Genomic DNA, 20,520 nt, shown 5'->3' on the forward strand with positions numbered 1-20,520 from the left:
TTCGCTGTATTGCTACGGCGATGCGAAGAACGAGATCTTAAGAAGGATCGTCACATCTGTCAACAGCTTTTTATCCGAGCCTCGACAAATTCCAGAACTCATTGCCGATGTAACCGGAAATCGACTTGGCCCGGGCGTTCCGGCAGCGATAGCGTGGCCGTGGCTGGTGTCGTGCGGGCGATGACCTTGCCGGCGCGCATCACCAGCAGCCGCGTGGCGCGCAGCCGGATCGCTTCCACGGCGTTGCCGGCCTGCAGCAGCACAAGGTCCGCGCGGCAGCCTGGTTCCAGGCCGTAGCCTTCAAGACCGAGGATCTTTGCCGGCGTTTCGGTCACCGCCGAGAAGCAGGCACGAATCCCTTCCTGCCCGGTCATCTGGGCCACGTGCAGACCCATGTGCGCCACCTCCAGCATGTCGCCCGAACCCAGGCCGTACCACGGGTCCATCACGCAGTCATGCCCGAAGGCCACGGGGATGCCGGCGGCAAGCATTTCGGGCACGCGCGTCATGCCGCGACGTTTCGGGTAGGTGTCGTGCCGGCCTTGCAGCGTGATGTTGATCAGCGGATTGGCGATGGCCGCCACGCCGGCCTCTTTCATCAACGGCAGCAGCTTGGACACGTAGTAGTTGTCCATCGAGTGCATCGACGTCAGGTGCGAGCCCGTCACGCGCCCTTGCAGCCCGAGCCGCACCGATTCACTCGCCAGCGTTTCGATATGGCGCGACAGCGGATCGTCGCTCTCGTCGCAGTGCATGTCCACGCGCAGGCCCCGGTTGGCCGCTTCCTCGCAGAGCAGCTTGACCGAGGCCGCGCCGTCCGCCATGGTCCGCTCGAAATGCGGAATGCCACCCACCACGTCCACGCCCATATCCAGCGCACGGCGCAGGTTGTCGAGCGCGCCCGGTGCGCGCAGCACGCCGTCCTGCGGAAACGCCACCAGTTGCAGATCGAGATAGGGCTTCACGCGCTCGCGCACATGCAGCAGCGCCTCGGTGGCCAGCAGGCGCGGATCGCAGATGTCTACGTGCGAGCGGATCGCCAGCAGGCCCTTGGCCACCGCCCAGTCGCAATAGGCCAACGCACGCTCGACGATGGCCTCCTGCACCAGCAGCGGCTTGAGTTCGCCCCACAGCGCAATGCCTTCGAGCAGCGTGCCGGATTGATTTACGCGCGGCAGGCCGTACGACAGCGTGGAATCCATATGGAAATGCGCATCGACGAACGGCGGCGATACAAGCTGCCCGCCGGCATCGATTTCTTCGCCAGCGGTGCCTGGCAGTTGCGGCGCCACGGCAGCGATCTTGCCGCCGGTCATGCCGATATCGATATCGGCACGACCGTCGGGCAGGTTGCAGTGGCGCAGGATGGTATCGAACATGGGGAAGGTCTCTTTGTTATCGGTTCGGGTCAGCGCTCGCCCTTGCGGTACGGCTTCATCAGTGCCTGCGGATAGGCCGCGCGCCGCGCCACCAGGATCAGGGCAACGATCGACAGGATATAGGGAAGCATCAGGTAGACCTGATACGGCAGCGTGGGCAGGCCCGGCAGGCTGGCACCGCCCTGCTGGAGACGCAGTTGCAGCGCATCGAACGCAGCGAACAGCACCGCGCCGAGCAATGCCCGGCCGGGACGCCACGACGCGAACACCACCAGCGCCACGCAGATCCAGCCGCGTCCGTTGATCATGTTGAAGAAGAACGCGTTGAAGGCTGATAGCGTCAGGAACGCGCCGCCAATCGCCATCAGCGCGGAACCCGCCATGATCGCGCCGATACGTACTGCATTGACGCGAATGCCCTGCCCTTCGGCCGCAGCCGGGTTCTCGCCGACCATGCGCACGGCCAGCCCCAGCGGCGTGCGATAGAGCAGCCATGCCAGCACCGGTGCCATCAGCAGGGCGAGCAGCGTCAGCGCGGTCTCGGCGGCCATGACGGGACCAATGATCGGCACGTCCTGCCACCACGTCATCGGCGCAAACGGTGTGATCGTGGGCGGCGACGAGACCTGCGCGAAGCCAAGCCGATAGGCGTAGTAGGACACGCTCGTCGCCAGCATCGTCACGCCGAGCCCTGCCACATGCTGCGACAGCGCCATCGACACCGTCAGCCAGCCGTGCAGCAGGCCGAGGCACAGCCCCACGCCCGCCGCCACGGCCACGCCACCCCAGAGCGGCATGCCCTGGTACACCGCCAGCCAGCCGGAGAACGCGCCGGCCACCATGATTCCCTCGATGCCGAGGTTCAGCACGCCCGCCCGCTCGCACAGCAATACGCCAAGCGTGCCAAAGATCAGCGGCGTGGCCACGCGCAGCACGGCGATCCAGAACGGGGCGCCGGCCAGAATATCGAACAGTTCCATCAGGCCACCTTCCCCATGCGGTCGAAACGGACGCGATAGCGCGTAAGCATCGTCGCCACCAGCATCGACAGCAGCGCCACCGCCACGATGACATCGGCGATTGCGTTCGGCACACCCACCGCGCGGCTCATGCCATCGGCACCCACCAGAATGCCGGCCACAAATACCGCCGAGGCCACGACGCCTATCGGATGCAGTCCCGCCAGCATGGCGATCACCACGCCCGTATAGCCGTAGCCGGGCGACATATCGAGTGTCAGGTAACCGGTGCGCCCTGCCACCTCTACCACACCGGCCAGCCCCGCCAGTGCACCGGACAGCGCCGCCGCCAGCAGCGTAACGCGTGCCACGGGCATGCCCGCGAATGCCGCCGCGCGCGCGTTGGCGCCCACCGCACGCATCTGCAAGCCGAACACGGTGAAGCGGTTGATGGCCCAGACGAGCACCGCCAGCGCGAGCGCCATCAGCAAGCCCGCATGGACACGCGACCGCTCCATCAATCGCGAGAGTTCCAGCTCCGGCACCAGTGCCACAGATTGCGGCCAGCCCATGGCGAGCGGGTCTTTCATCGGTCCATCGAGCATGGCCGATACCGCCAGCAGCACGATGAAATTCAGCAGCAGCGTGGTAACCACTTCATCCACGCCGAGCCGCATCTTGAGCACTGCGGGCAAGAGCAGCAACAGTGCGCCGGCCAGCATGCCTGCAGCCACCATCAAGCCAAACAGCACGCCATTGGGCAGCGACGCCGCCCAGGGCGCCGCCGCACCATCGACCTGCCCGCCCACTGCCACCGCAGCGAGCGCGCCGAGATAGAGCTGCCCTTCGGCGCCGATATTGAACAGGCGCGTGCGGAATGCCACGGCCACCGCCAGCCCAGTGAGGATCAACGGCGTGGCGCGCGTCAGCGTCTCCGACCACGCAAAGCGCGAGCCGAAGCCACCTTCCAGCAGCAGCAGATAGGCTTTGCCGACGGGAGCGCCGGCAAACGCCACGAGGATTGCGCAGATCAGCAGCGTCACGACGATAGCGGCCAGCGGTGCCACTACGAGCGCGCTGCGCGACACGGAGGTTCGGGCTTCAAGCCGCATGGGCCACCTCCGCATCGTTGCTGTTTGCGCTGTCGGCACCGGCCATCGCGAGGCCCAGTGATGCCAGCGTCCATGCGGATGTCGGTCGCGCGGCGGTCAGATGCCCCGCATGCATCACGGCGATGCGATCGGACAACGCCATCAATTCATCCAGATCTTCGGAGATCAGCAGCACGGCGGCACCCGCCGCTGCCGCTTCGAGCAACTGGCGATGGACATACGCCACCGCGCCGATATCGAGTCCCCAGGTCGGCTGACTTGCGACCACGAGCCGAGGTGTCTCCGCGCCACGCACGGACAGCGCACGCCCCAGAATCAGTTTCTGCATATTGCCGCCGGACAGCGCGCGCGTGGGGACGTCGATGCCGCCGCCGCGCACATCGAACCGGCTCACCAGTTCGCCCGCAAAGCGACGGGCCGCCGCACGGCGGATCACGCCTGCGCGTACAAACGTCTCATTGCCAAGCTGTTCGGCAATGGCGTTCTCCCAGACAGCAAGGTCGCCTACCGCGCCTTCGGCGTGGCGATCTTCCGGGATACGCGCCACGCCCGCGCCGATCCAGCGTCTGGGCTGCGCGGGCAACACATCGTCATGCAAGGTCACGCGACCCGTGGATGGACTTGCCATGCCGCTCATCAACTCGGCCAGCGCGACTTGTCCGTTACCGGACACCCCGGCGATGCCGACGATCTCACCGGCATGCAGATCGAGCGAGATATCGTGCAGGCCCATGCGGCCCGCTGCTGCCACGCTCGCGCGGTCGAGCGAAGCGATGACCTTTTCACTGGCAGTTGTTGTGGTTCGCGCCGGCATTTCCACGCGGCGCCCCACCATCAGCTCGGCCAGTTCGGGCTTGCTCGTGCCTTCCGCTGCCAGCGTCGCCACCAGTCGGCCACCGCGCAGCACTGCCACGCGATGCGACACACGCAAGACCTCGTCGAGCTTGTGGCTGATGAAGATCACCGCCAGTCCCTCGGCAATCAATTGATTGAGCGTGCGGAACAGGCTCTCCACCTCCTGAGGGGTCAGCACGGCGGTAGGTTCGTCGAGGATCAGCACGCGCGCGCCGCGATACAGCGCCTTGATGATTTCCACGCGCTGGCGTTCGCCAACGGAGAGCGATCCCACTTTGGCATGCGGCTGCACCGCCAGTCCGAAGCGCGCAGCCAGATCCTGTATCCGCGCGAGCGCGGCACGTCGCCGCTGGCGTGGTTGCCAGAGCGACTCGGTGCCGATCACGATGTTGTCGAGCACGGACAGGTTGTCGGCCAGCGTGAAATGCTGATGCACCATGCCCACGCCTGCGGCCAACGCCGCGCGCGGGTTGCCGGGTGGCAGCGGCGTGCCATCCACGTCGACGCTGCCCGCATCGGCCGTGTAGTGGCCGAACAGGATATTGACGAGCGTGCTCTTGCCGGCGCCGTTCTCGCCGAGCAGCGCCAGCACCTCGCCGCGATGGAGATCGAGCGAGATATCGTCGTTCGCCACCAGTGAGCCGAAGCGCTTGCTGATATGGGATAGCCGGAGAACCGGCGGAGAAACCTGGGACATCTAATGTTCGTCAGCAAATAGAAGATGCCCCGTTCACATGCACACCTGCACGGAACGGGGCAGAGACAATCAAGAAAGGCGGATCAAGGCATCGCCATCACGGCGTTGACTTCGGTTCGGTCTCCACGACCTTGACCGCGAACTTGCCGTCGAGAATCGCTTTTTCCTTTGCGCGCACCTTTGTCATCAGATCCGCCGGCACCTTGCTCTCGAACGTGCCCAGCGGCGCCAGTTCGGCACCCTTGAATTTCATCAGCGAATACTGGCCGTAGTCCTCGTTCTTGAACTGGCCGGCCTTGACCTTGGCCAGTGCCGCCGCAACAGTCGGCTCCATGTTCCAGAGCGCTGACGCCACCACCGTGGCAGGATATTGCGGCTGGGTGTTGATCACGTTGCCGATGGCCAGCTTGCCGCGCTCCTTGGCGGCATCCGACACGCCGAAGCGCTCCGCGTAGAGCACGTCCGCGCCCTTGTCGATCATGGCGAAGGCCGCTTCCTTGGCCTTGGGCGGATCGAACCACGAGCCGATGAAGCTCACGGTGAACTTCACCTTCGGATTCACCTCGCGCGCGCCTTCCATGAACGCGTGCATCAGCCGGTTCACTTCGGGGATGGCGTAGCCGCCGACCATGCCGATGTGGTTGGTCTTGGTCATGCCGCCCGCGATCATGCCGGTGAGGTACGACGGCTCCTGGATGTAGTTATCGAATACCGAGAAGTTGGGCGCCTGCGGCTTGCCCGACGAGCCCATCAGGAAGGCCGTCTTCGGATAGTCCTTGGCTACCTTGCGGGCGGCGCCTTCCACGGCAAACGATTCGCCGAGGATCAGTCCCGAACCCTGCTCGGCATACTGGCGCAGCACGCGTTCGTAGTCGGCGTTCGAGACGCTCTCCGAAAACACGTAGTCGATCTCGCCACGCGCCTTGGCCTCGTTCAGCGCCTTGTGGATGCGCGATACCCACTGCTGCTCCACCGGCACCGTATAGACCGCTGCCACCTTGATCTTCGACTGCGCGTGCGCCAGCGGCGACAGGCCAAACCCGGCCAGCGCGACAGCTGCCGCCAGCGCCTTCATCCAGTGACGGCGATCGCTTCCCATGTGCATGACTTCACTCCCCTTTTGCATTGTGTGACGTTGGAATGCTTTGAAAACTTGTTTGGAAACTTCTTCGAGAACTTGCGCGGCTCAGGCCAGTTCCGCTTCGTGGAGCCCGCAGCCACGCAGCAGCAGCGCTACCAGATGCTCGGTGGCACGCTCGAAATCGTCGGCATCGAGCTGGCTCACGCCGAGCACAGCGCAAACCTGCGCATCGAAATCGGCATAGGTCTGCGTGGCGGCCCATATTGTGAAGAACAGGTGATACGGATCGACGGGCGCCATCTGCCCGCCATCGATCCATGCGCGGATGACCCGGGCCTTCTGCGCCACCAGTTCATGCAGCGCTTCGCGCAACACGTTGCCGATCTCGGGCGCACCGTGCAGCAGTTCATTGGCGAAGACACGCGAGGCATCGGGATGACTGGCCGACAGCCGCATCTTGGCGCGGATGTACTGCTCCAGCGCGCGACGCGGCGCGTGATCGGCGCTGATGATGTCGGTCTCGGACAGCCAGAGTTGCAGCGTATGCGCCAGCACCGCGCGATATAACGCCTGCTTGGTGCGGAAGTAGTAGTGCAGGTTCGATTTCGGCACGCCAGCGCGCAGCGCAATGTCGGCCATCGTGGCCCCGGCAAACCCCGCGCGCGCGAACACGTGCTCCGCCGCGCGCAGGATCAGCGCCTCGTTCTCCTGCCGGATCCGCCCACCGGATTCGCGCGCCACCGGCACGCGTGCCAGCGCGTCCATCATTTGGTGCCGTACAGCCGGTCGCCGGCATCGCCAAGGCCCGGCACGATGTAGCCGTGCTCGTTCAGCTCCTCGTCGATGGCGGCGGTGACGATGCCCACGTCGGGATGCGCCGCACGCAGCGCGGTCAGCCCGGGACGCGAAGCGATCAGGCACACGTACTTCATGCCGGTCACGCCCGCCTCCTTGAGCCGGTTGATGGCCGCGATGGCGGAGTTGCCCGTGGCCAGCATCGGGTCCACCACGATCACGAAGCGTTCCTCGATATCCTCGGGCATCTTGAAGTAGTACTCGATCGGCTCCAGCGTCTCGGGGTCGCGGTACAGGCCGATATGGCCCACGCGCGCGGCGGGCAGCAGGTCGAGCATGCCATCGAGAAAGCCGTTGCCTGCACGCAGGATCGACACCAGGCAGAGCTTCTTGCCCGACAGCACCGGCGACTGCATCGGCGCGATGGGCGTCTTGATGGCGATGGTCTCCATGGCCAGGTCGCGCGTGGCCTCGTAGGTCAGCAACTGGCTGATCTCTCGCACCAGGCGGCGGAAGTTGTCAGTGGTAGTGTCCTCGCTGCGCACCAGCGTGACCTTGTGCTGCACCAGCGGATGATTGACGACCATCACGGCAGGCGGTGCCGTGCCCGCTTCGGCTGCGATGGCTGCGTTCGACATATCGGTCATGGTGCGCTCCCTGGCGATTCTGGGTTCTGACAATTCAGTGAAACCTGGCGCAGCGGGTCATTGGCCCGCCGTGCCGGCTGCCTGCAAACCTGGTTTCCCGCGCGCTGGCTCACGCGCGAGGCCGGTATGTTCTAGAACACGGTGCCGTCGCTCTGGATCGCGAATGGCGGCGGCCCGCCCGGTGCCCGGCGCTGTGCGGCAACGCGACGCCCCGCCGCCCATGTGCCACCCTCCAGCACGCGCGCCAGCGGAAAATCGGCGGCGCTGATGCCCAGCGCCTGCCGCACGGCGTCGGCCACGAGATCGAGACCGGTCACGGTCAGCGCGCGCCATTCCACGATCTCGGGCTCGTCCACGGTATGCGTACGCGCAGCAAATTCGGCATCGCGCGGCACGGTGAGTTCGAAGTCGTAGAGCAGTCCGCCGTTACGGTACTCCGGTAGCCCGGTCAGCGCGTCGAGTCCTGTGACCGTCAGCCCGCCATCTTCCAGCGGCTCCAGCAGCGAGTAAGTCAGCCACTGCGTGAGCTTGTGGAATGGCACCAGCCCGCCCGGCGCCGCCGGATGCCGCCAGCAGTCGCCCAGCGACACACCCTCTACCTGCACGCGTCCCGGCCACACCGGACCGAGCGCCACCAGCAGCGTGCGCAATACGAAGGCCGCTTCGATGCGTCCATCCTGCGCATGGCTGCTCAGGTAATCGAACAGGTTGCCCAGCCGCGCCGGCGTGCCGAACACGGCGGGCGTGGCCTGCATGACCTCGCCCAGTCGACGCAGCAGGCCGGCCCGTCCTTCGAGGCCAACCAGCGGATTGTGCTGGGCCACCTGAAAGGCCGTGGCAATGGTGGAGGCGTCGATCGACGCCAGGCGCTCGGCGTCCGCGCGCAGCGGATCGCCCATCTCGGCCGAGAAGCCGCCACGCGCGAAAAGATCGAAACTGGCCACGCCGAGACCTTCGGAGCGCGTCAGCATCATGTCGCTGGCCGGATCGCGATAACGCCAGTCCGGCCCGGCCCCGGCGTCGAGCAGCACGCTGGGGATCACGAGGTCGATGCCGATACGGGCGCGGTCGGCGCAATGATCGGCCCCGGTCATGCCCGCCCGCTCGCACAGGATCTGCCAGCGGTTGATCGCATCGTTACCCGGCCCGCCGCTCTCGAAGTGTCGCCAGCGGCTGTGATACGGCACCTTCAGGTCCGGATAGCGGCGCTTGATCGTCCCGGCCACGTAATCGGCAATGGCTGCCACGCGGTCGGGATGCCATGTGAACAGCTCCGATTCGCCCGACGCGACGAATTCGGTCACCATCGCGCAGTGCGTGCGCACCGCTTCCCCGCTCAGCAATACGGAGGCGGGATGTTCGGCGGGCACGGGCGTGTGCCAGCCGCGGGTTTCCCCTTCGGCATACTCGGTCATTCGTTCAACCCCCTGCCCTTGGCCAGGGCCAGTTCGTTGGCGTCCGGCGGCGTGAGACTGGTGAAGTAACCCGCCGCCACCTTCGCATCGATTTCCACGCGCGCGTCAGCCGGGATCAGCGCCTCGGGGATGGCCACCTGCTCCACCACCTCGATCCCCTGCGCCGTCAGCGCGCCATGCTTCATGTTGCTCATCGAGGCCCAGCGGTCGATCCGCTTGATGCCGAGCCAGTGGAAGACATCGGGCATCAGCTCCTGGAACCGCATGTCCTGCACGCCTGCCACGCATTCGGTGCGCGCGAAGTAGGTTTCTGCGCGGTCACCGCCCACCTGGCGCTTGCGGGCGTTGTAGACCAGGAACTTGGTCACCTCGCCCAGCGCGCGGCCCTCCTTCCGGTTATAGACCACCAGGCCTACGCCGCCCTGTTGCGCCATCTCGATACACACTTCGATACCGTGGGCCAGATAAGGTCTGCACGTGCAGATGTCCGAGCCGAAGACATCGGAACCGTTGCATTCGTCGTGCACGCGGCAGGCCACGCGGGTCTCCGGCTGTCCCAGCTTGCTCACATCGCCGACGAAATACAGCGTCATGCCACCGATGGGGGGCAGGAAGACTTTCAGGTCGGGTCGCGTCACGAGTTCCGGAAACATGCCGCCGGTCTGCTCGAACAGGCTGCGGCGCAGGATGCTTTCCTTGATGTCGAAGCGGCGCGCGATGCCGGGCAGGTACCAGACCGGATCGATGGCGGCCTTGGTCACGCGCACATCGCCGTTGGCATGGAGGATGTCGCCATCGGGCTTGAGCCGGCCCGCAGCAATGCCCGCCACCAGTTCGGGCATGTTGATATGTGCGCGGGTGACTGCGATGGTGGGACGGATATCGACACCCGCCGCGATGCGGTCGGCAAACACCGTGGAGACCAGATGGCCCCAGGGGTCCAGCGAAACAATCTTGTCCGGGTCGCCCCATTGCGCGTGCGGGCCGATGGCCTCGGCCGGCGCGGTATCGGTCAGGTCCGGCCGGTGCCCGCGCGGCAGCGTACCCGAGGCAACGGCCAGCGCACGATAGATGGCATAGGCGCCCGAATGGGTGCCGATCACGTTGCGCTGCGCGGGGTCGGTCAGGCTGGCAATCACAGGTCCGCGCTCCGCCGCCGTGGAGGCACCCCAGTGAATGGCCTCGGCGGGCTTGTCGCGCCGCGCGTGCGAAGTCAGGACGATGTGATCGGACATGGCAGCCTCGTCTTCCGGGTATGGACCGGTACCTGAATCCTGACCAGATGGTCAGGTTTATATGTCCATACTAGGCAACCATCATGCCAACGCCCAACTGGGGTTGTTACCGTTAGTGGCATCCCGTACGCACCGCGCCTGTGCAAGACGGGCACCCACCTGTGGCGGACACGGTACATCGCGGTGCACGCGCACCGAATCCTGAACCTCAAAAGAAAAACGGCACGCCGCGAGACGTGCCGTTTTCCTTCCCGAAGCCGCCGCGTCAGCCGCCCGCGCGCTCTTCGATCCCTGTCTTGCTGCGCGCTGGCGAGCCAGCGATGAGCCATGCCACAACTGCCCGGATCGGATCGGCTGACTCCACATAACGGTGGAACACGGCACCGGCCACGTTGCTGGCGCCCCACGCGACGGCCATGCCCAGGGCATTCCACCACGGCTGGCCCGGTGCAAGATGGAACACGATGGCATTGACGACCAGGCACACCGGGAAATGCACCAGGAACACCGAATAGGAGATGCCGCCGAAACGGGCCGACAAGCGCGCAAACCATCGTGCGGACAGACCGCCGGACCCCCAGTGCTCCATCCATCCACCCCGGCGCGCCAGCGCCAGTAGCAGCGCGGTAGCCAGCGCCACGGCAATTCGCAGCCGGAAGTCCACCGCCAGTGCCGCCACACCCATCGCAGCCAGGAATACCAGCGGCAGCAGCGAACGCCCCGGGCTCGATGCCCAGAAAGCCAGGGCGCCCAGGCCGTACGCACCGAAGAAGTATACCGCCCAGATGTCCCAATGGGCATCGCGGTTGAACCAGAACAGCGAAGCCGCGGCCAGCACCGCCACGATCGGCACGCCAAGCGAGAGCCACTGGCGAGACACCCCGCGCGCCAGCCACAGCGCCATCACCAGCAGCGCAAAGAGTTGCAGGTCGATGGCGATATACCAGACACCCGCCGACAGCGCGTCCACATCCAGAATGTTGTGCAGCAACAGGATATGGGCGACGAACTGCGCCAGTTCCGGCGCAGCCGGAATCGAGTCATGGTGCATCCATGCACGCGCGATGGCGGCACCGACGATCGCCACGACAATCGCGAAGGCATACGGCACCACAAGCTTCTGGTAACGGCGCCACAAGGCGGCCAGTGGACTTTGCAGGGTCAGGACGCCGCCCGGCGCCAGGCTACGGGCGGCAAGGAATCCACTGATGACAAGGAAGACCTGGACCGCAATGCGCGCGTAGTCGGCTAGCCAGCCAATCAGGCCAGGCGCCAGCGACTGGGCGGCGTCCGACATCGGTCCGTAGAACGCCAGGTGATGCAATACGATCAGCTGCGAGCTGACCGCCTTCAGTGCGTCGACGCAAGCCAGACGGGAAGGACGGGGGCCCATTTGTTATGTAAAAGGTACAAAGTGGGCGCGATTGTAACCGGATTGGTGCGCCCGGAATCGACATCGGGCGTAACGCCGGTAAGCATTTGATACGGCCACAACGGTCGGCGCGCGCACCGGAACGGCGAATTAGCTCATAAGAAAACAGTTGTTTGGGGCAGCCACCGCCGGGTATACCCTCACGTCTTTGCCTGCACTCGCTCCTGAACCCATGCTGCTCTCCGCCCTCCCGACTGCCCTGCAACGCCTGCTCGCCGGCATCGCGCTTGCCGCCGTGCTGCTGCCCGCCGCCCAGGCGCAGTCGTCGCAAACCCCGGTCCTCGACAAGATCCGCGACACCGGCACGATTACGCTCGGCTACCGCGAATCGGCGCTGCCGTTCTCGTTCGGTGACGACAAAGGCCAGCCGGCTGGCTACGCAGTGGACCTGTGCCTGCGCGTGGCGGAGGCCGCCAAGCAGAAGCTCGGGCTCAAGGATCTGAAGGTGCGCTGGCTTCCGCTGACGCCGCAGAACCGCGTGCCTACCGTGGTGAACGGCCTTGTCGATCTGGATTGCGCGCCGAATACCAATACGCTGGAGCGCCAGAAGCAGGTGGCATTCAGCGTGTCGCACTATGTCTCTACCGTGCGCATGCTGGTCCGTGCCGATTCGGGCATCAAGTCGTTCGACGACCTGCGCGGCAAGACCGTGGTCACCAGCGCTGGCTCCACGGGCGACCGCCACGTTCGCCGCCTCAAGGGCGAATATGGCTTTCATGACGTCTACGCCAAGGATCATGGCGAATCGTTCCTGCTGCTGGAAACCGGCCGCGCCCAGGCATTCGTCATGGACGATGTGCTGCTGGCCGGCCTGCGCGCCAAGTCGAAAGATCCCTCGCAATATGTGATCGTCGGCCCGGCGCTGTCGGTGGAACAGAACGCGCTGATGCTCTCGAAGGCCGATCCGGCCTGGAAGCAACTGGTCGACCAGACGCTGGTCAGGACATTCTCCAGCCCGGACGCCTCGGCGCTGCAAAAGCGCTGGTTCCAGCAGCCCATTGGCGCGCGCGGCACCAACCTCGCCCTGGCCCCATCCGCCGAAGTGGTCAACGCCTGGAAGCATCCGTCGGACGCTGTGACGGAGTAAGCATTTCCGGGGCACAACCCCCGGAGAACTCCTGAGTTGACGGCCCATCCACCGTTGTCCACACTAGCTTGGGCGCGATCTACCTTCCGGTACATCGTGCATAACGCGAACCGCCGGAAAGCGGCAAACTCAGGAGAAACACCATGCAGAAAGTCATCGCCACCGCCATCGCGCTGGGTCTCGCCGCCGCTTCCGTGACGGCCATTGCCCAGGACAAGAAGTCCTTCGACCCGTATTCGCAAGGCGCCAAGGCAGGCGAGAAGTTCGACACGTACAGCCAGGGCGCCAAGTCCGGCGACAAGTTCGACCCGTATTCGCAGGGCGCGAACAAGAGCACCCGTGCCGACCTGACTGACCAGTCCGCCGCCCCGAAGAAGCCGAAGGCCAAGAAGGAAACGAAGAAGGCTGCGCCGGCGAATTAAGACAGACAACCGATTGTTGAGGCAATCGGACTGCAACAAAAAAGGAGCCTTTGGGCTCCTTTCTCATTTTGTGCCTCAAACTGCATCAGAGCGGTTCAAGCAGAGTCGTTCTGCCTAAAATGGGTCGCTTCTTTCACATGCGAAGCAACCACTGTTATGGGCGAAGACGAGGCATGTTTGCAAGAAGTTGAGCCACCCAAAGAGTGCCATCAGTGCTTTCCAACTGTCCGATTCCAGGATTCGCACTGGGATCTGCGCCATCTGGATTCGTTTGCGTTTAGGTCGGACATCGGCTTCGAGGCTACGGTGATCGTTCTCTTCTCGTGCCATTGCTTTTCTCGCAGCCTTGGCGCGGATACACGCTCACAAGAGTTGATACCACCGGAGGAAATTTACCGGGACAATCGCGAAATCCGTGTTCTCGATCCACTGCGCTATTGGCTTTCGCGTCGCTATTTGCGCCAGATGGTTCTACACCTGCCGAAGCAACATATTGTTTGTGCCGGCGGCCGGAACCGCAACTTCATGACATGGCGCGTGCGGTCAGAGGAAGGTTTGGATTCGATCTACGCCGCGTTCTTCAGCGTGGAACGCGACAGACGACGCAAAGCTCGCTTGATCATGCGTTTGCAGTCGGCCTACCCGTTGGACGACGGTTTGTCCGCCTCACAGAGAAACGGCCGAAAGGTAAGGCTGCACACGCTGTTGAAAGCGGCCTACGAAGGCAGAACAATCAAAGCGTGACGCCACAAAGACCGACGGCTGCCCGGAGGCAGCCGTCGTAGGCGGGGTTCTCTATCTGCATCGCTGCAGACTTCCCACTCCAGGTGGGACCTGGTTTCCCAGGCGGCGCTACGGTCTTGCACCCGCTCGCACGTAGTTTTCGCCAATTCTAGCAATGAGCCTCAGTAGCGTCAACGCTACCTACCGCTGCCCCACATCCTCCATCTCCAGCGCCGTCACATCCACCCGCTGCACCTTGTTGTTCTGACGGATCTCGGTCCGCAGGACGAAGGCCTCGGCGGGGCAGAACCAATCGGTGACGTGCAGCACGCTCGGCTCCACGTGCAGGATTTCGTCGCCCACGCGCAGCGGGCCCAGTGAGGTGCGTTTCTCGTAGGTGATGGGCAGGCACTCCTTGCGGCCCATCACGGTGTCGATCATCTGCTTGCGGCCTACATGGCGGGTACCCACGATGATCGATGCGCGCTGGGCATCCATGTTGCCGACCACCTCGTCGGCGCCCAGCGGATAGATCTTGAGCGACACGCTCGACTGGAAGGTTTCGCCGTCGAGCATTGCGCCTTCACGAATCTCCTGGCCCGCGTAATTGAACACGCCGCTGCCCGTGAACGATGCCTCGCCGAACATCCGGGCATAGCGGCCGCGCGCGTTGATCACCGCGTTCCGGCTATCGATCCGGGTACGCGACGTGGTGGCGTTACGGTCGATGTTGATCTCGTGGACTTGGTCCATGACCACGGGCGGCCCCATGAGCGCCGCCAGCGCCGACTTCGAGCGGACCTCCAGTTGGGCACTGCAGCCACGCGCGGTGCGCATGACATCGCGCAAGGTCATCGTGATCGACACGGGCAGCTCGCCATCGCCCTCCATCTGGACACGCGAGCCAGAGCGGAACCACGGGGCATCGCACAAGGCGGCGGCTCCGGGCATGGGAGGCGTCATGCCGGACGTGGGCACGGATTCCGTCAGCAGGACTTCCTGCGATTGCGCCCCATGCATCACACCCAGAAAGGCGAGGCACAGGCACGGCAGCGCCGATCTCGCGCGTTTCGTCGACTTCATATTGTGTTGTTCCGTTGGATCGACCTTCGGGTATGTCCACCCACAGCGACATCCCCGCTGGCCGAAGTATTGCGCATTGCGCGAAACTTTGCGTCCGGAATTGGTCCGATCAAATTCAATGCCGCCATCCCGGCCCGCTGACCGGCCAGGACGGCCAGGCGGGGAAGTGGCTCGTGCTACCATTGCGCGCCCGCGCAGGCCGCGCCTCCGGATCTGGCGCTTCTGGTGCTGCACAAAGCTGTCCACCAATCCCGGGCGTCGCACGTTGTGGGGTGTTCGCCACAGAGAAGCGATGCGGTACGTCCCGTTTCCGGCAAATTCAGGAGAGATATGCGTAGTTCTTCGCCCGTGCGTGACGCTGGCCTGCCCATGGGCGTGATCGCGCTGGTAGCCATCGCCGTACTGCTGGTCTGGTTTGGCACGCTCGACGCGCGCCATCTGCTACGACCCGACGAAGGACGATACGCCGAGATCGCGCGTGAAATGTTCCGGTCCGGTGACTGGATCACCATCCGCTACAACGGCTACAAGTATTTCGAGAAGCCGCCCTTTCACCTCTGGGTCACGACCCTCGGCTACGAGTTGTTCGGCGTGGGCGACTGGCAGGCCCGACTGGCCGTGGCGCTGTCCGGCATCGCCGGCATCGGCGCCATGATGCTCGCCGCCTCGCGCTGGTACGGCTGCCGCGTGGCGCTGCTGACTGGCCTTGCCATGCTCGCCATGCCGATGTGGAGCGTGGCCGGCCATTTCAATTCCCTCGACATGACGTTGTCCGGCGCGCTCGCGGGTGTGCTGGCCTTCATGCTGCTGGCGCAGCATCCCGATACCACGCCCTCTGCCCGTCGCGGCTGGATGCTGGCCTGCTGGGTAGCCATGGGCGTTGCGATCCTCACCAAGGGGCTGGTCGGCATCGCCCTGCCGGGTCTGGCGCTGGTGGTTTATACGCTGGTGACGCGCGACTTCGGCCTCTGGCGCCGGCTGCATCTCGTCACGGGCATCGCCGCCATGCTGGTGGTCACCGTGCCCTGGTTCTGGCTGGTATCGGCCCGCAACCCCGAATTCCCGCATTTCTTCTTTATCCACGAGCACTGGGAGCGCTACACCTCCACGGTGCACGCCCGCAAGGGATCCATCTGGTATTTCGTGCCCCTGCTGCTGGCCGGCCTGCTGCCCTGGCTCGGGTTGACGCCGCGCATGTGGACTGTCGTGCGCGAACGCGCGGGCGCCGTACGCGGCGCGGGGGGCAAGCCGTTCCAGCCGGCACTGATGTGCCTGATCTGGTTCGCCGCGATCTTCGCGTTCTTCAGCCTTTCCAGTTCGAAGCTGCCTGGCTATATCGTTCCGGTCTTCCCGGCACTGGCCCTGCTGGTGGCCGTGGCGCTGGACCAGATCAACGAGAAATCGTGGAATCGCCAGATCAATGCGCTACTGGTGCTCGCCGTGGTCGGAGTCGCCGCCGCGCCGTACGTGGCCACGCTGAGCCGCGACAGCAACCCCAACGAGGTCTTCCGCGCCTTCGCGGTTTACGTGGGCGTGGCCTTCGCGGTACTGCTGGCCGGGATGCTGCTGGCGCGCCGGTTGCTGCGCACGCACGGCCTGCTGCCGAGCATCGCAGCGTTCGCGTTGTCGATGTTCCTGACCTGCACCATTGGCCTGCTGGGCCATGAAGTGATGGGCCGCCGCGCCTCAGGTGTCGATATGGTGCCGGCCATCAACGCCGTACTCAAACCCGATATGCCACTGTATGGCGTGGGTATGCTGGATCACACCCTGCCGTTCTACCTGGGCCGGACACTGACGATCGTCGCAGAGCCGGACGAACTCGAATTCGGTGCGCAACAGGAGCCCCAGAAGTGGATTCCGACCATGGAAGCCTTCGTCGCCAAATGGCGCGATGGCCAGCCGGCGCTCGGCATCATGGGCCTGCACACTTTTGATGCATTGACCGCGCAGCAGGTGCCGATGTACGTGGTGGCGCGCGACGGACGCCGCGTCGTGGTCAGCAACTTCCCGCTGCCATCCTCCCCTTCCTCCCATCCGGCCGCATCCGCCACCCCCGCGCCCCGGACTGCCCCATGACCCTTTCGACTTTTGCCTTCATCTTTGCCGGCGTGCTGCTCAATGCCTGCGCGCAACTGCTGCTCAAGGCCGGCACCAACGCCGTGGGCGCCATCACCATCGAACGTGCCACCCTTCTGGACACGGCCTTCCGGGTGCTGACCCAATGGCCCGTGATCGCCGGCCTGACCTGCTACGTCATCAGCGTCGGTGTCTGGATCGTGGGCCTGTCGCGCGTGGACGTGTCGATTGCCTATCCCATGCTCTCGCTCGGCTATGTGGTCAATGCACTGGCCGCGTGGTGGCTGTTCGGAGAAATCCTCGGACCCTTGCGCGTGGCCGGCATCCTGCTGATACTGGCCGGCGTGTTCCTCATTGCCCGCTCCTGATTGCAGCCCAGTTGCCCTCGTTTTTGACATGACAGCTTCCAATCCGCAGGATTTCCTGCCATTCGTCCGGCCACAGATCGACGCGGCAACCATTGCCGAAGTGGGCAAGGTGCTCGCCTCGGGCTGGATCACATCCGGACCGAAGGTGCAGGCATTCGAGACCCGGTTATCCGCGCTGTTTGGCGGACGGCCCGTGCGCACCTTCTCGAATGGCTCGGCGACGATGGAAATCGCCCTGCGTATCGCTGACATCGGCCCGGGAGACGAGGTCATCACCACGTCCATTACCTGGGTGGCCACGGCCAATGTGATCCTGACGGTGGGCGCGAAGCCCGTCTTCGTCGATGTCGATCCGCGCACGCGCAATATCGACCTCGACGCCGTGGAAGCCGCGATCACGCCGCGCACGCGCGCCATCATCCCGGTCTACCTGTCGGGGCTGCCAGTCGACATGGACCGCCTCTACGACATCGCGCGCCGCCACAATCTCCGCGTGATCGAGGACGCCGCGCAAGCCATCGACTCCCGCTGGCGCGGCCAGCGCATTGGTGCGTTTGGGGATCTGGTCAGCTTCAGCTTCCAGGCCAACAAGAACATCACCACGGTCGAGGGTGGCTGCCTGGTGATGAACATGCCCGAAGAGGCGCTGCGTGCCGAACGGTTGCGGCTGCAGGGCGTGATCCGCACCGGCATGGATGGCATGGACGTGGAGGAACCGGGCGGCAAGTTCAACCTGACCGATGTCAACGCCGCCATCGGTCTGGCGCAGTTGGAGACGCTCGATGCGATCACCGCGCGCCGGGCCAGACTCGCCACGCTCTACTTCGAATCGGCCGCGCGGCATGGTCTGGCGGATCTCGGCATCGAACTCCCCCTGGCCATCGATCCGACGCTGGCTACCACGAACTGGCACATGTTCCAGGTAGTGCTGCCCACCGACCGCCTGCAAGGCGGCCCGGCGCAGGCCCGCCAGCTTGTGATGGAAGCCATGCGCGCGCAAGGCATTGGCGCGGGCGTGCATTACCCGCCCATCCATCTGTTCTCGTATTTCCGCTCGCTTGGCTGGCGCGAAGGCATGCTGCCGCATGCCGAACGCATTGGCCGCGGCATCCTGACGCTGCCGATGTTCCCGGCCATGCAGGACGCCGACGTGGAGCGAGTGTGTGCAACTCTCAGCGAAACATGCAAACGTCTATCTCTCTAAGCCCGGTCGAAGTCTCGGTCGTCATTCCCGTCTATAACGAGGAAGACGGACTGCAGGCGCTGTTCGACCGCGTCTATCCGGCGCTGGACAGCCTGGGCGAGTCGTACGAGATCATCTTCGTCAACGATGGCAGCATGGACCGCTCGCCGCAGATGCTTGCCGCGCAGTTCCACAAGCGGCCCGACGTGACGCGCGTGATCCTGTTCAACGGCAACTTCGGCCAGCATATGGCGATTTTGGCGGGCTTCGAGCATACGCGCGGCCGCATTGTCATCACGCTCGACGCCGACCTGCAGAATCCGCCGGAAGAGATCCCGCGCCTGGTGGCCGAGATGCGCAAGGGCCACGACTACGTGGGTACCATCCGCCGCCAGCGCAACGACACGGCGTTCCGCCGCTACGCGTCGCGGGCGATGAACCGGCTACGCGAACGCATCACCCGGATCAAGATGACGGACCAGGGCTGCATGCTGCGCGCCTATGACCGCAACGTCATCGACACGATCAATGCGTGCCGCGAGGTCAACACGTTCATCCCGGCGCTGGCGTACACGTTCTCGTCGAACCCGGTGGAGATCGAGGTGGGCCACGAACAGCGCCACGCGGGCGAGTCCAAGTACTCGCTGTACCAGTTGATCCGCCTGAACTTCGATCTTGTCACCGGCTTCTCGATCGTACCGCTGCAGTGGTTCTCGGCCATCGGCACGATGCTGTCGATCACGTCTGCGGGGCTGTTCCTGGTCCTGCTGATCCGGCGTTTCATCCTGGGCTCTGAAGTGCAGGGGGTGTTCACGCTGTTCGCCTTCAACTTCTTCCTGATCGGCATCATGCTGTTCGGCATCGGCCTGTTGGGCGAGTACATTGGCCGCATCTATCAGGAAGTGCGCGACCGACCGCGTTATCGTATCCAGGCCGTGCTGGAGCGCGACCCGAACGCCAGCCGTCCCCAGGAGGCACCGTGCGCGCCGTAGTCTTTGCCTATCACAACGTGGGCGACCGTTGCCTGCGCGTGCTGCACGCACAGGGCGTGGACGTAGCCCTGGTGGTCACGCACCGCGACCGTCCCGACGAGAACATCTGGTTCCAACGCGTGGCCGACACCGCTGCCGAGCTGAACCTGTCGTTCCTCTATGGCGAGAATCCGGCCGATCCCGCCGTGGCGGATGCCGTGCGCGCCGCCCGCCCGGACGTCATTTTCTCGTTCTACTACCGCGCGATGATTCCGGCCGATGTCCTGAGCCTCGCGCCGCAGGGCGCGTTCAACATGCACGGTTCGCTGCTGCCCAAGTACCGGGGCCGCGTGCCCGTGAACTGGGCGGTGCTGCACGGTGAGACCGAGACGGGTGCCACGCTCCACGCGATGGAAGCCAAGCCGGACGCTGGCTTTATCGTCGATCAGACCTCGGTGCCGATCTTGCCCGACGACACCGCCGGACAGGTCTTCGAGAAAGTCACCGTGGCCGCCGAGCAGACGCTCTGGCGCGCGCTGCCGGCCATGATGGCGGGCAACACGCCCAAACGCCCGAACCGTCTGGCCGATGGCAGCTACTTCTCCGGCCGCAAGCCCGAGGATGGCCGCATAGACTTCCGCCAGCCCGCCAGCGCGGTGTATAACCTCGTACGCGCCGTGGCGCCGCCCTACCCCGGCGCGTTCACCGAAGTTGGCAGCCGCCGGTTCGTAGTGGCGCAGGCACGCCGGCTTGAAACAACTGCCGTGCCCGCCGGACTCACGCCGGGTCTGCATGTCGTGGACGGCCGCATCGTGGCCATCTGCGGCGACGGCGGCGCGCTACGCGTGCTGCAACTGCTCGAAGGCCCGAGCGCCGACCATGCGAGCCCAGTCTCCGCATCCGAATTCCAGACCATCATCACCGCATCCTGAAAGGTTACCGATGAAAAAGATCCTGATCCTCGGCGTCAATGGCTTCATCGGCCACCATCTGACGC

At 64.8% G+C, this 20,520-nt stretch carries 19 protein-coding genes; 8 read left to right on the forward strand and 11 right to left on the reverse strand.

What is annotated here, in order from left to right; all coding sequences use genetic code 11:
• Window positions 1–98 precede the first annotated feature (98 nt).
• The 10 genes from ABDB81_RS29455 to ABDB81_RS29500 all read right to left on the reverse strand — a co-directional run bounded on the left by ABDB81_RS29455 (window position 99) and on the right by ABDB81_RS29500 (window position 11,568).
• Complete coding sequence (locus ABDB81_RS29455; RefSeq protein WP_160473878.1) at window positions 99–1,379, reverse strand: amidohydrolase family protein; 1,281 nt, start codon at window positions 1,377–1,379, stop codon at window positions 99–101.
• Between the two features lie 29 nt (window positions 1,380–1,408).
• Entirely contained in the window at window positions 1,409–2,359 is a 951-nt protein-coding gene (locus tag ABDB81_RS29460) for an ABC transporter permease (protein ID WP_171020479.1), read from the reverse strand.
• Window positions 2,359–3,450 carry an ABC transporter permease gene (locus ABDB81_RS29465; RefSeq protein ID WP_137927157.1) on the reverse strand — a complete coding sequence of 364 codons (1,092 nt, stop codon included), beginning with the start codon at window positions 3,448–3,450 and terminating at the stop codon, window positions 2,359–2,361. Before ABDB81_RS29465 ends, ABDB81_RS29460 begins: the two co-directional genes overlap by 1 nt.
• A complete protein-coding gene (locus ABDB81_RS29470) occupies window positions 3,440–5,002 on the reverse strand; it encodes an ABC transporter ATP-binding protein (protein WP_346814299.1) in 1,563 nt (520 codons plus the stop codon). Before ABDB81_RS29470 ends, ABDB81_RS29465 begins: the two co-directional genes overlap by 11 nt.
• Window positions 5,003–5,099: 97 nt before the next feature.
• On the reverse strand, window positions 5,100–6,077 hold the full coding sequence (locus tag ABDB81_RS29475) for a BMP family protein (RefSeq protein ID WP_346814305.1): 978 nt from the start codon (window positions 6,075–6,077) through the stop codon (window positions 5,100–5,102).
• 111 nt (window positions 6,078–6,188) lie between these two features.
• Complete coding sequence (locus ABDB81_RS29480; protein ID WP_237380541.1) at window positions 6,189–6,851, reverse strand: TetR/AcrR family transcriptional regulator; 663 nt, start codon at window positions 6,849–6,851, stop codon at window positions 6,189–6,191.
• Window positions 6,848–7,525, reverse strand: a complete 678-nt coding sequence (gene upp, locus ABDB81_RS29485) for a uracil phosphoribosyltransferase (RefSeq protein ID WP_137927159.1) — start codon at window positions 7,523–7,525, stop codon at window positions 6,848–6,850. Before upp ends, ABDB81_RS29480 begins: the two co-directional genes overlap by 4 nt.
• A 131-nt stretch (window positions 7,526–7,656) precedes the next feature.
• Window positions 7,657–8,940, reverse strand: a complete 1,284-nt coding sequence (locus ABDB81_RS29490) for a URC4/urg3 family protein (RefSeq protein WP_346814300.1) — start codon at window positions 8,938–8,940, stop codon at window positions 7,657–7,659.
• Window positions 8,937–10,175, reverse strand: coding sequence for a GTP cyclohydrolase II (locus tag ABDB81_RS29495; protein ID WP_137927161.1), 1,239 nt, complete (start codon window positions 10,173–10,175; stop codon window positions 8,937–8,939). The genes ABDB81_RS29490 and ABDB81_RS29495 overlap by 4 nt, the downstream gene beginning before the upstream one ends.
• Window positions 10,176–10,440: 265 nt before the next feature.
• Window positions 10,441–11,568 carry an acyltransferase gene (locus tag ABDB81_RS29500; protein WP_346814301.1) on the reverse strand — a complete coding sequence of 376 codons (1,128 nt, stop codon included), beginning with the start codon at window positions 11,566–11,568 and terminating at the stop codon, window positions 10,441–10,443.
• A gap of 211 nt (window positions 11,569–11,779) precedes the next feature.
• On the opposite strand from ABDB81_RS29500, the gene ABDB81_RS29505 reads away from it, so the two are divergent.
• The 3 genes from ABDB81_RS29505 (at window position 11,780) to ABDB81_RS29515 (ending at window position 13,860) form a co-directional block, all read left to right on the forward strand.
• Window positions 11,780–12,694 carry an amino acid ABC transporter substrate-binding protein gene (locus ABDB81_RS29505; protein WP_346814302.1) on the forward strand — a complete coding sequence of 305 codons (915 nt, stop codon included), beginning with the start codon at window positions 11,780–11,782 and terminating at the stop codon, window positions 12,692–12,694.
• A 143-nt stretch (window positions 12,695–12,837) separates the two neighbouring features.
• Window positions 12,838–13,116, forward strand: coding sequence for an amino acid ABC transporter permease (locus ABDB81_RS29510; protein ID WP_137927164.1), 279 nt, complete (start codon window positions 12,838–12,840; stop codon window positions 13,114–13,116).
• 156 nt (window positions 13,117–13,272) lie between these two features.
• On the forward strand, window positions 13,273–13,860 hold the full coding sequence (locus ABDB81_RS29515; RefSeq protein ID WP_137927165.1) for a hypothetical protein: 588 nt from the start codon (window positions 13,273–13,275) through the stop codon (window positions 13,858–13,860).
• A gap of 180 nt (window positions 13,861–14,040) precedes the next feature.
• On the opposite strand, the gene ABDB81_RS29520 is transcribed toward ABDB81_RS29515, so the two are convergent.
• A complete protein-coding gene (locus tag ABDB81_RS29520; protein WP_237380780.1) occupies window positions 14,041–14,802 on the reverse strand; it encodes a hypothetical protein in 762 nt (253 codons plus the stop codon).
• A 450-nt stretch (window positions 14,803–15,252) separates the two neighbouring features.
• Between ABDB81_RS29520 and ABDB81_RS29525 the strand changes: the two genes are divergently transcribed.
• From ABDB81_RS29525 to ABDB81_RS29545, 5 genes are read left to right on the forward strand one after another with little or no spacing between them, the layout of a single operon-like run.
• Entirely contained in the window at window positions 15,253–17,001 is a 1,749-nt protein-coding gene (locus ABDB81_RS29525) for a glycosyltransferase family 39 protein (RefSeq protein WP_346814304.1), read from the forward strand.
• On the forward strand, window positions 16,998–17,369 hold the full coding sequence (locus ABDB81_RS29530; protein ID WP_137927524.1) for an EamA family transporter: 372 nt from the start codon (window positions 16,998–17,000) through the stop codon (window positions 17,367–17,369). Before ABDB81_RS29525 ends, ABDB81_RS29530 begins: the two co-directional genes overlap by 4 nt.
• Window positions 17,370–17,397: 28 nt before the next feature.
• A complete protein-coding gene (locus ABDB81_RS29535; protein ID WP_160473884.1) occupies window positions 17,398–18,573 on the forward strand; it encodes a DegT/DnrJ/EryC1/StrS aminotransferase family protein in 1,176 nt (391 codons plus the stop codon).
• The gene (locus tag ABDB81_RS29540) at window positions 18,552–19,544 is read left to right on the forward strand and encodes a glycosyltransferase (RefSeq protein ID WP_137927526.1); all 993 of its coding nucleotides are present in this window, start codon (window positions 18,552–18,554) and stop codon (window positions 19,542–19,544) included. The genes ABDB81_RS29535 and ABDB81_RS29540 overlap by 22 nt, the downstream gene beginning before the upstream one ends.
• Entirely contained in the window at window positions 19,532–20,455 is a 924-nt protein-coding gene (locus tag ABDB81_RS29545; protein ID WP_137927527.1) for a formyltransferase, read from the forward strand. Before ABDB81_RS29540 ends, ABDB81_RS29545 begins: the two co-directional genes overlap by 13 nt.
• Window positions 20,456–20,520 lie beyond the last annotated feature (65 nt).

The sequence above is a fragment of the Cupriavidus sp. DL-D2 genome (assembly GCF_039710735.1).
Lineage (GTDB): Bacteria > Pseudomonadota > Gammaproteobacteria > Burkholderiales > Burkholderiaceae > Cupriavidus.

What these genes read in the sequence shown, in the direction of transcription:
- ABDB81_RS29490 (WP_346814300.1), bottom strand. Translation starts at nt 8,940, where the DNA reads ATGACCGAGTATGCCGAAGGGGAAACCCGCGGCTGGCACACGCCCGTG.
- ABDB81_RS29510 (WP_137927164.1), top strand. Translation starts at nt 12,838, where the DNA reads ATGCAGAAAGTCATCGCCACCGCCATCGCGCTGGGTCTCGCCGCCGCT.
- ABDB81_RS29515 (WP_137927165.1), top strand. Translation starts at nt 13,273, where the DNA reads ATGGGCGAAGACGAGGCATGTTTGCAAGAAGTTGAGCCACCCAAAGAG.
- ABDB81_RS29470 (WP_346814299.1), bottom strand. Translation starts at nt 5,002, where the DNA reads ATGTCCCAGGTTTCTCCGCCGGTTCTCCGGCTATCCCATATCAGCAAG.
- ABDB81_RS29535 (WP_160473884.1), top strand. Translation starts at nt 17,398, where the DNA reads ATGACAGCTTCCAATCCGCAGGATTTCCTGCCATTCGTCCGGCCACAG.
- ABDB81_RS29540 (WP_137927526.1), top strand. Translation starts at nt 18,552, where the DNA reads ATGCAAACGTCTATCTCTCTAAGCCCGGTCGAAGTCTCGGTCGTCATT.
- ABDB81_RS29500 (WP_346814301.1), bottom strand. Translation starts at nt 11,568, where the DNA reads ATGGGCCCCCGTCCTTCCCGTCTGGCTTGCGTCGACGCACTGAAGGCG.
- ABDB81_RS29495 (WP_137927161.1), bottom strand. Translation starts at nt 10,175, where the DNA reads ATGTCCGATCACATCGTCCTGACTTCGCACGCGCGGCGCGACAAGCCC.
- ABDB81_RS29525 (WP_346814304.1), top strand. Translation starts at nt 15,253, where the DNA reads ATGCGTAGTTCTTCGCCCGTGCGTGACGCTGGCCTGCCCATGGGCGTG.
- ABDB81_RS29505 (WP_346814302.1), top strand. Translation starts at nt 11,780, where the DNA reads ATGCTGCTCTCCGCCCTCCCGACTGCCCTGCAACGCCTGCTCGCCGGC.
- upp (WP_137927159.1), bottom strand. Translation starts at nt 7,525, where the DNA reads ATGACCGATATGTCGAACGCAGCCATCGCAGCCGAAGCGGGCACGGCA.
- ABDB81_RS29530 (WP_137927524.1), top strand. Translation starts at nt 16,998, where the DNA reads ATGACCCTTTCGACTTTTGCCTTCATCTTTGCCGGCGTGCTGCTCAAT.
- ABDB81_RS29460 (WP_171020479.1), bottom strand. Translation starts at nt 2,359, where the DNA reads ATGGAACTGTTCGATATTCTGGCCGGCGCCCCGTTCTGGATCGCCGTG.
- ABDB81_RS29480 (WP_237380541.1), bottom strand. Translation starts at nt 6,851, where the DNA reads ATGATGGACGCGCTGGCACGCGTGCCGGTGGCGCGCGAATCCGGTGGG.
- ABDB81_RS29520 (WP_237380780.1), bottom strand. Translation starts at nt 14,802, where the DNA reads ATGACGCCTCCCATGCCCGGAGCCGCCGCCTTGTGCGATGCCCCGTGG.
- ABDB81_RS29465 (WP_137927157.1), bottom strand. Translation starts at nt 3,450, where the DNA reads ATGCGGCTTGAAGCCCGAACCTCCGTGTCGCGCAGCGCGCTCGTAGTG.
- ABDB81_RS29455 (WP_160473878.1), bottom strand. Translation starts at nt 1,379, where the DNA reads ATGTTCGATACCATCCTGCGCCACTGCAACCTGCCCGACGGTCGTGCC.
- ABDB81_RS29475 (WP_346814305.1), bottom strand. Translation starts at nt 6,077, where the DNA reads ATGAAGGCGCTGGCGGCAGCTGTCGCGCTGGCCGGGTTTGGCCTGTCG.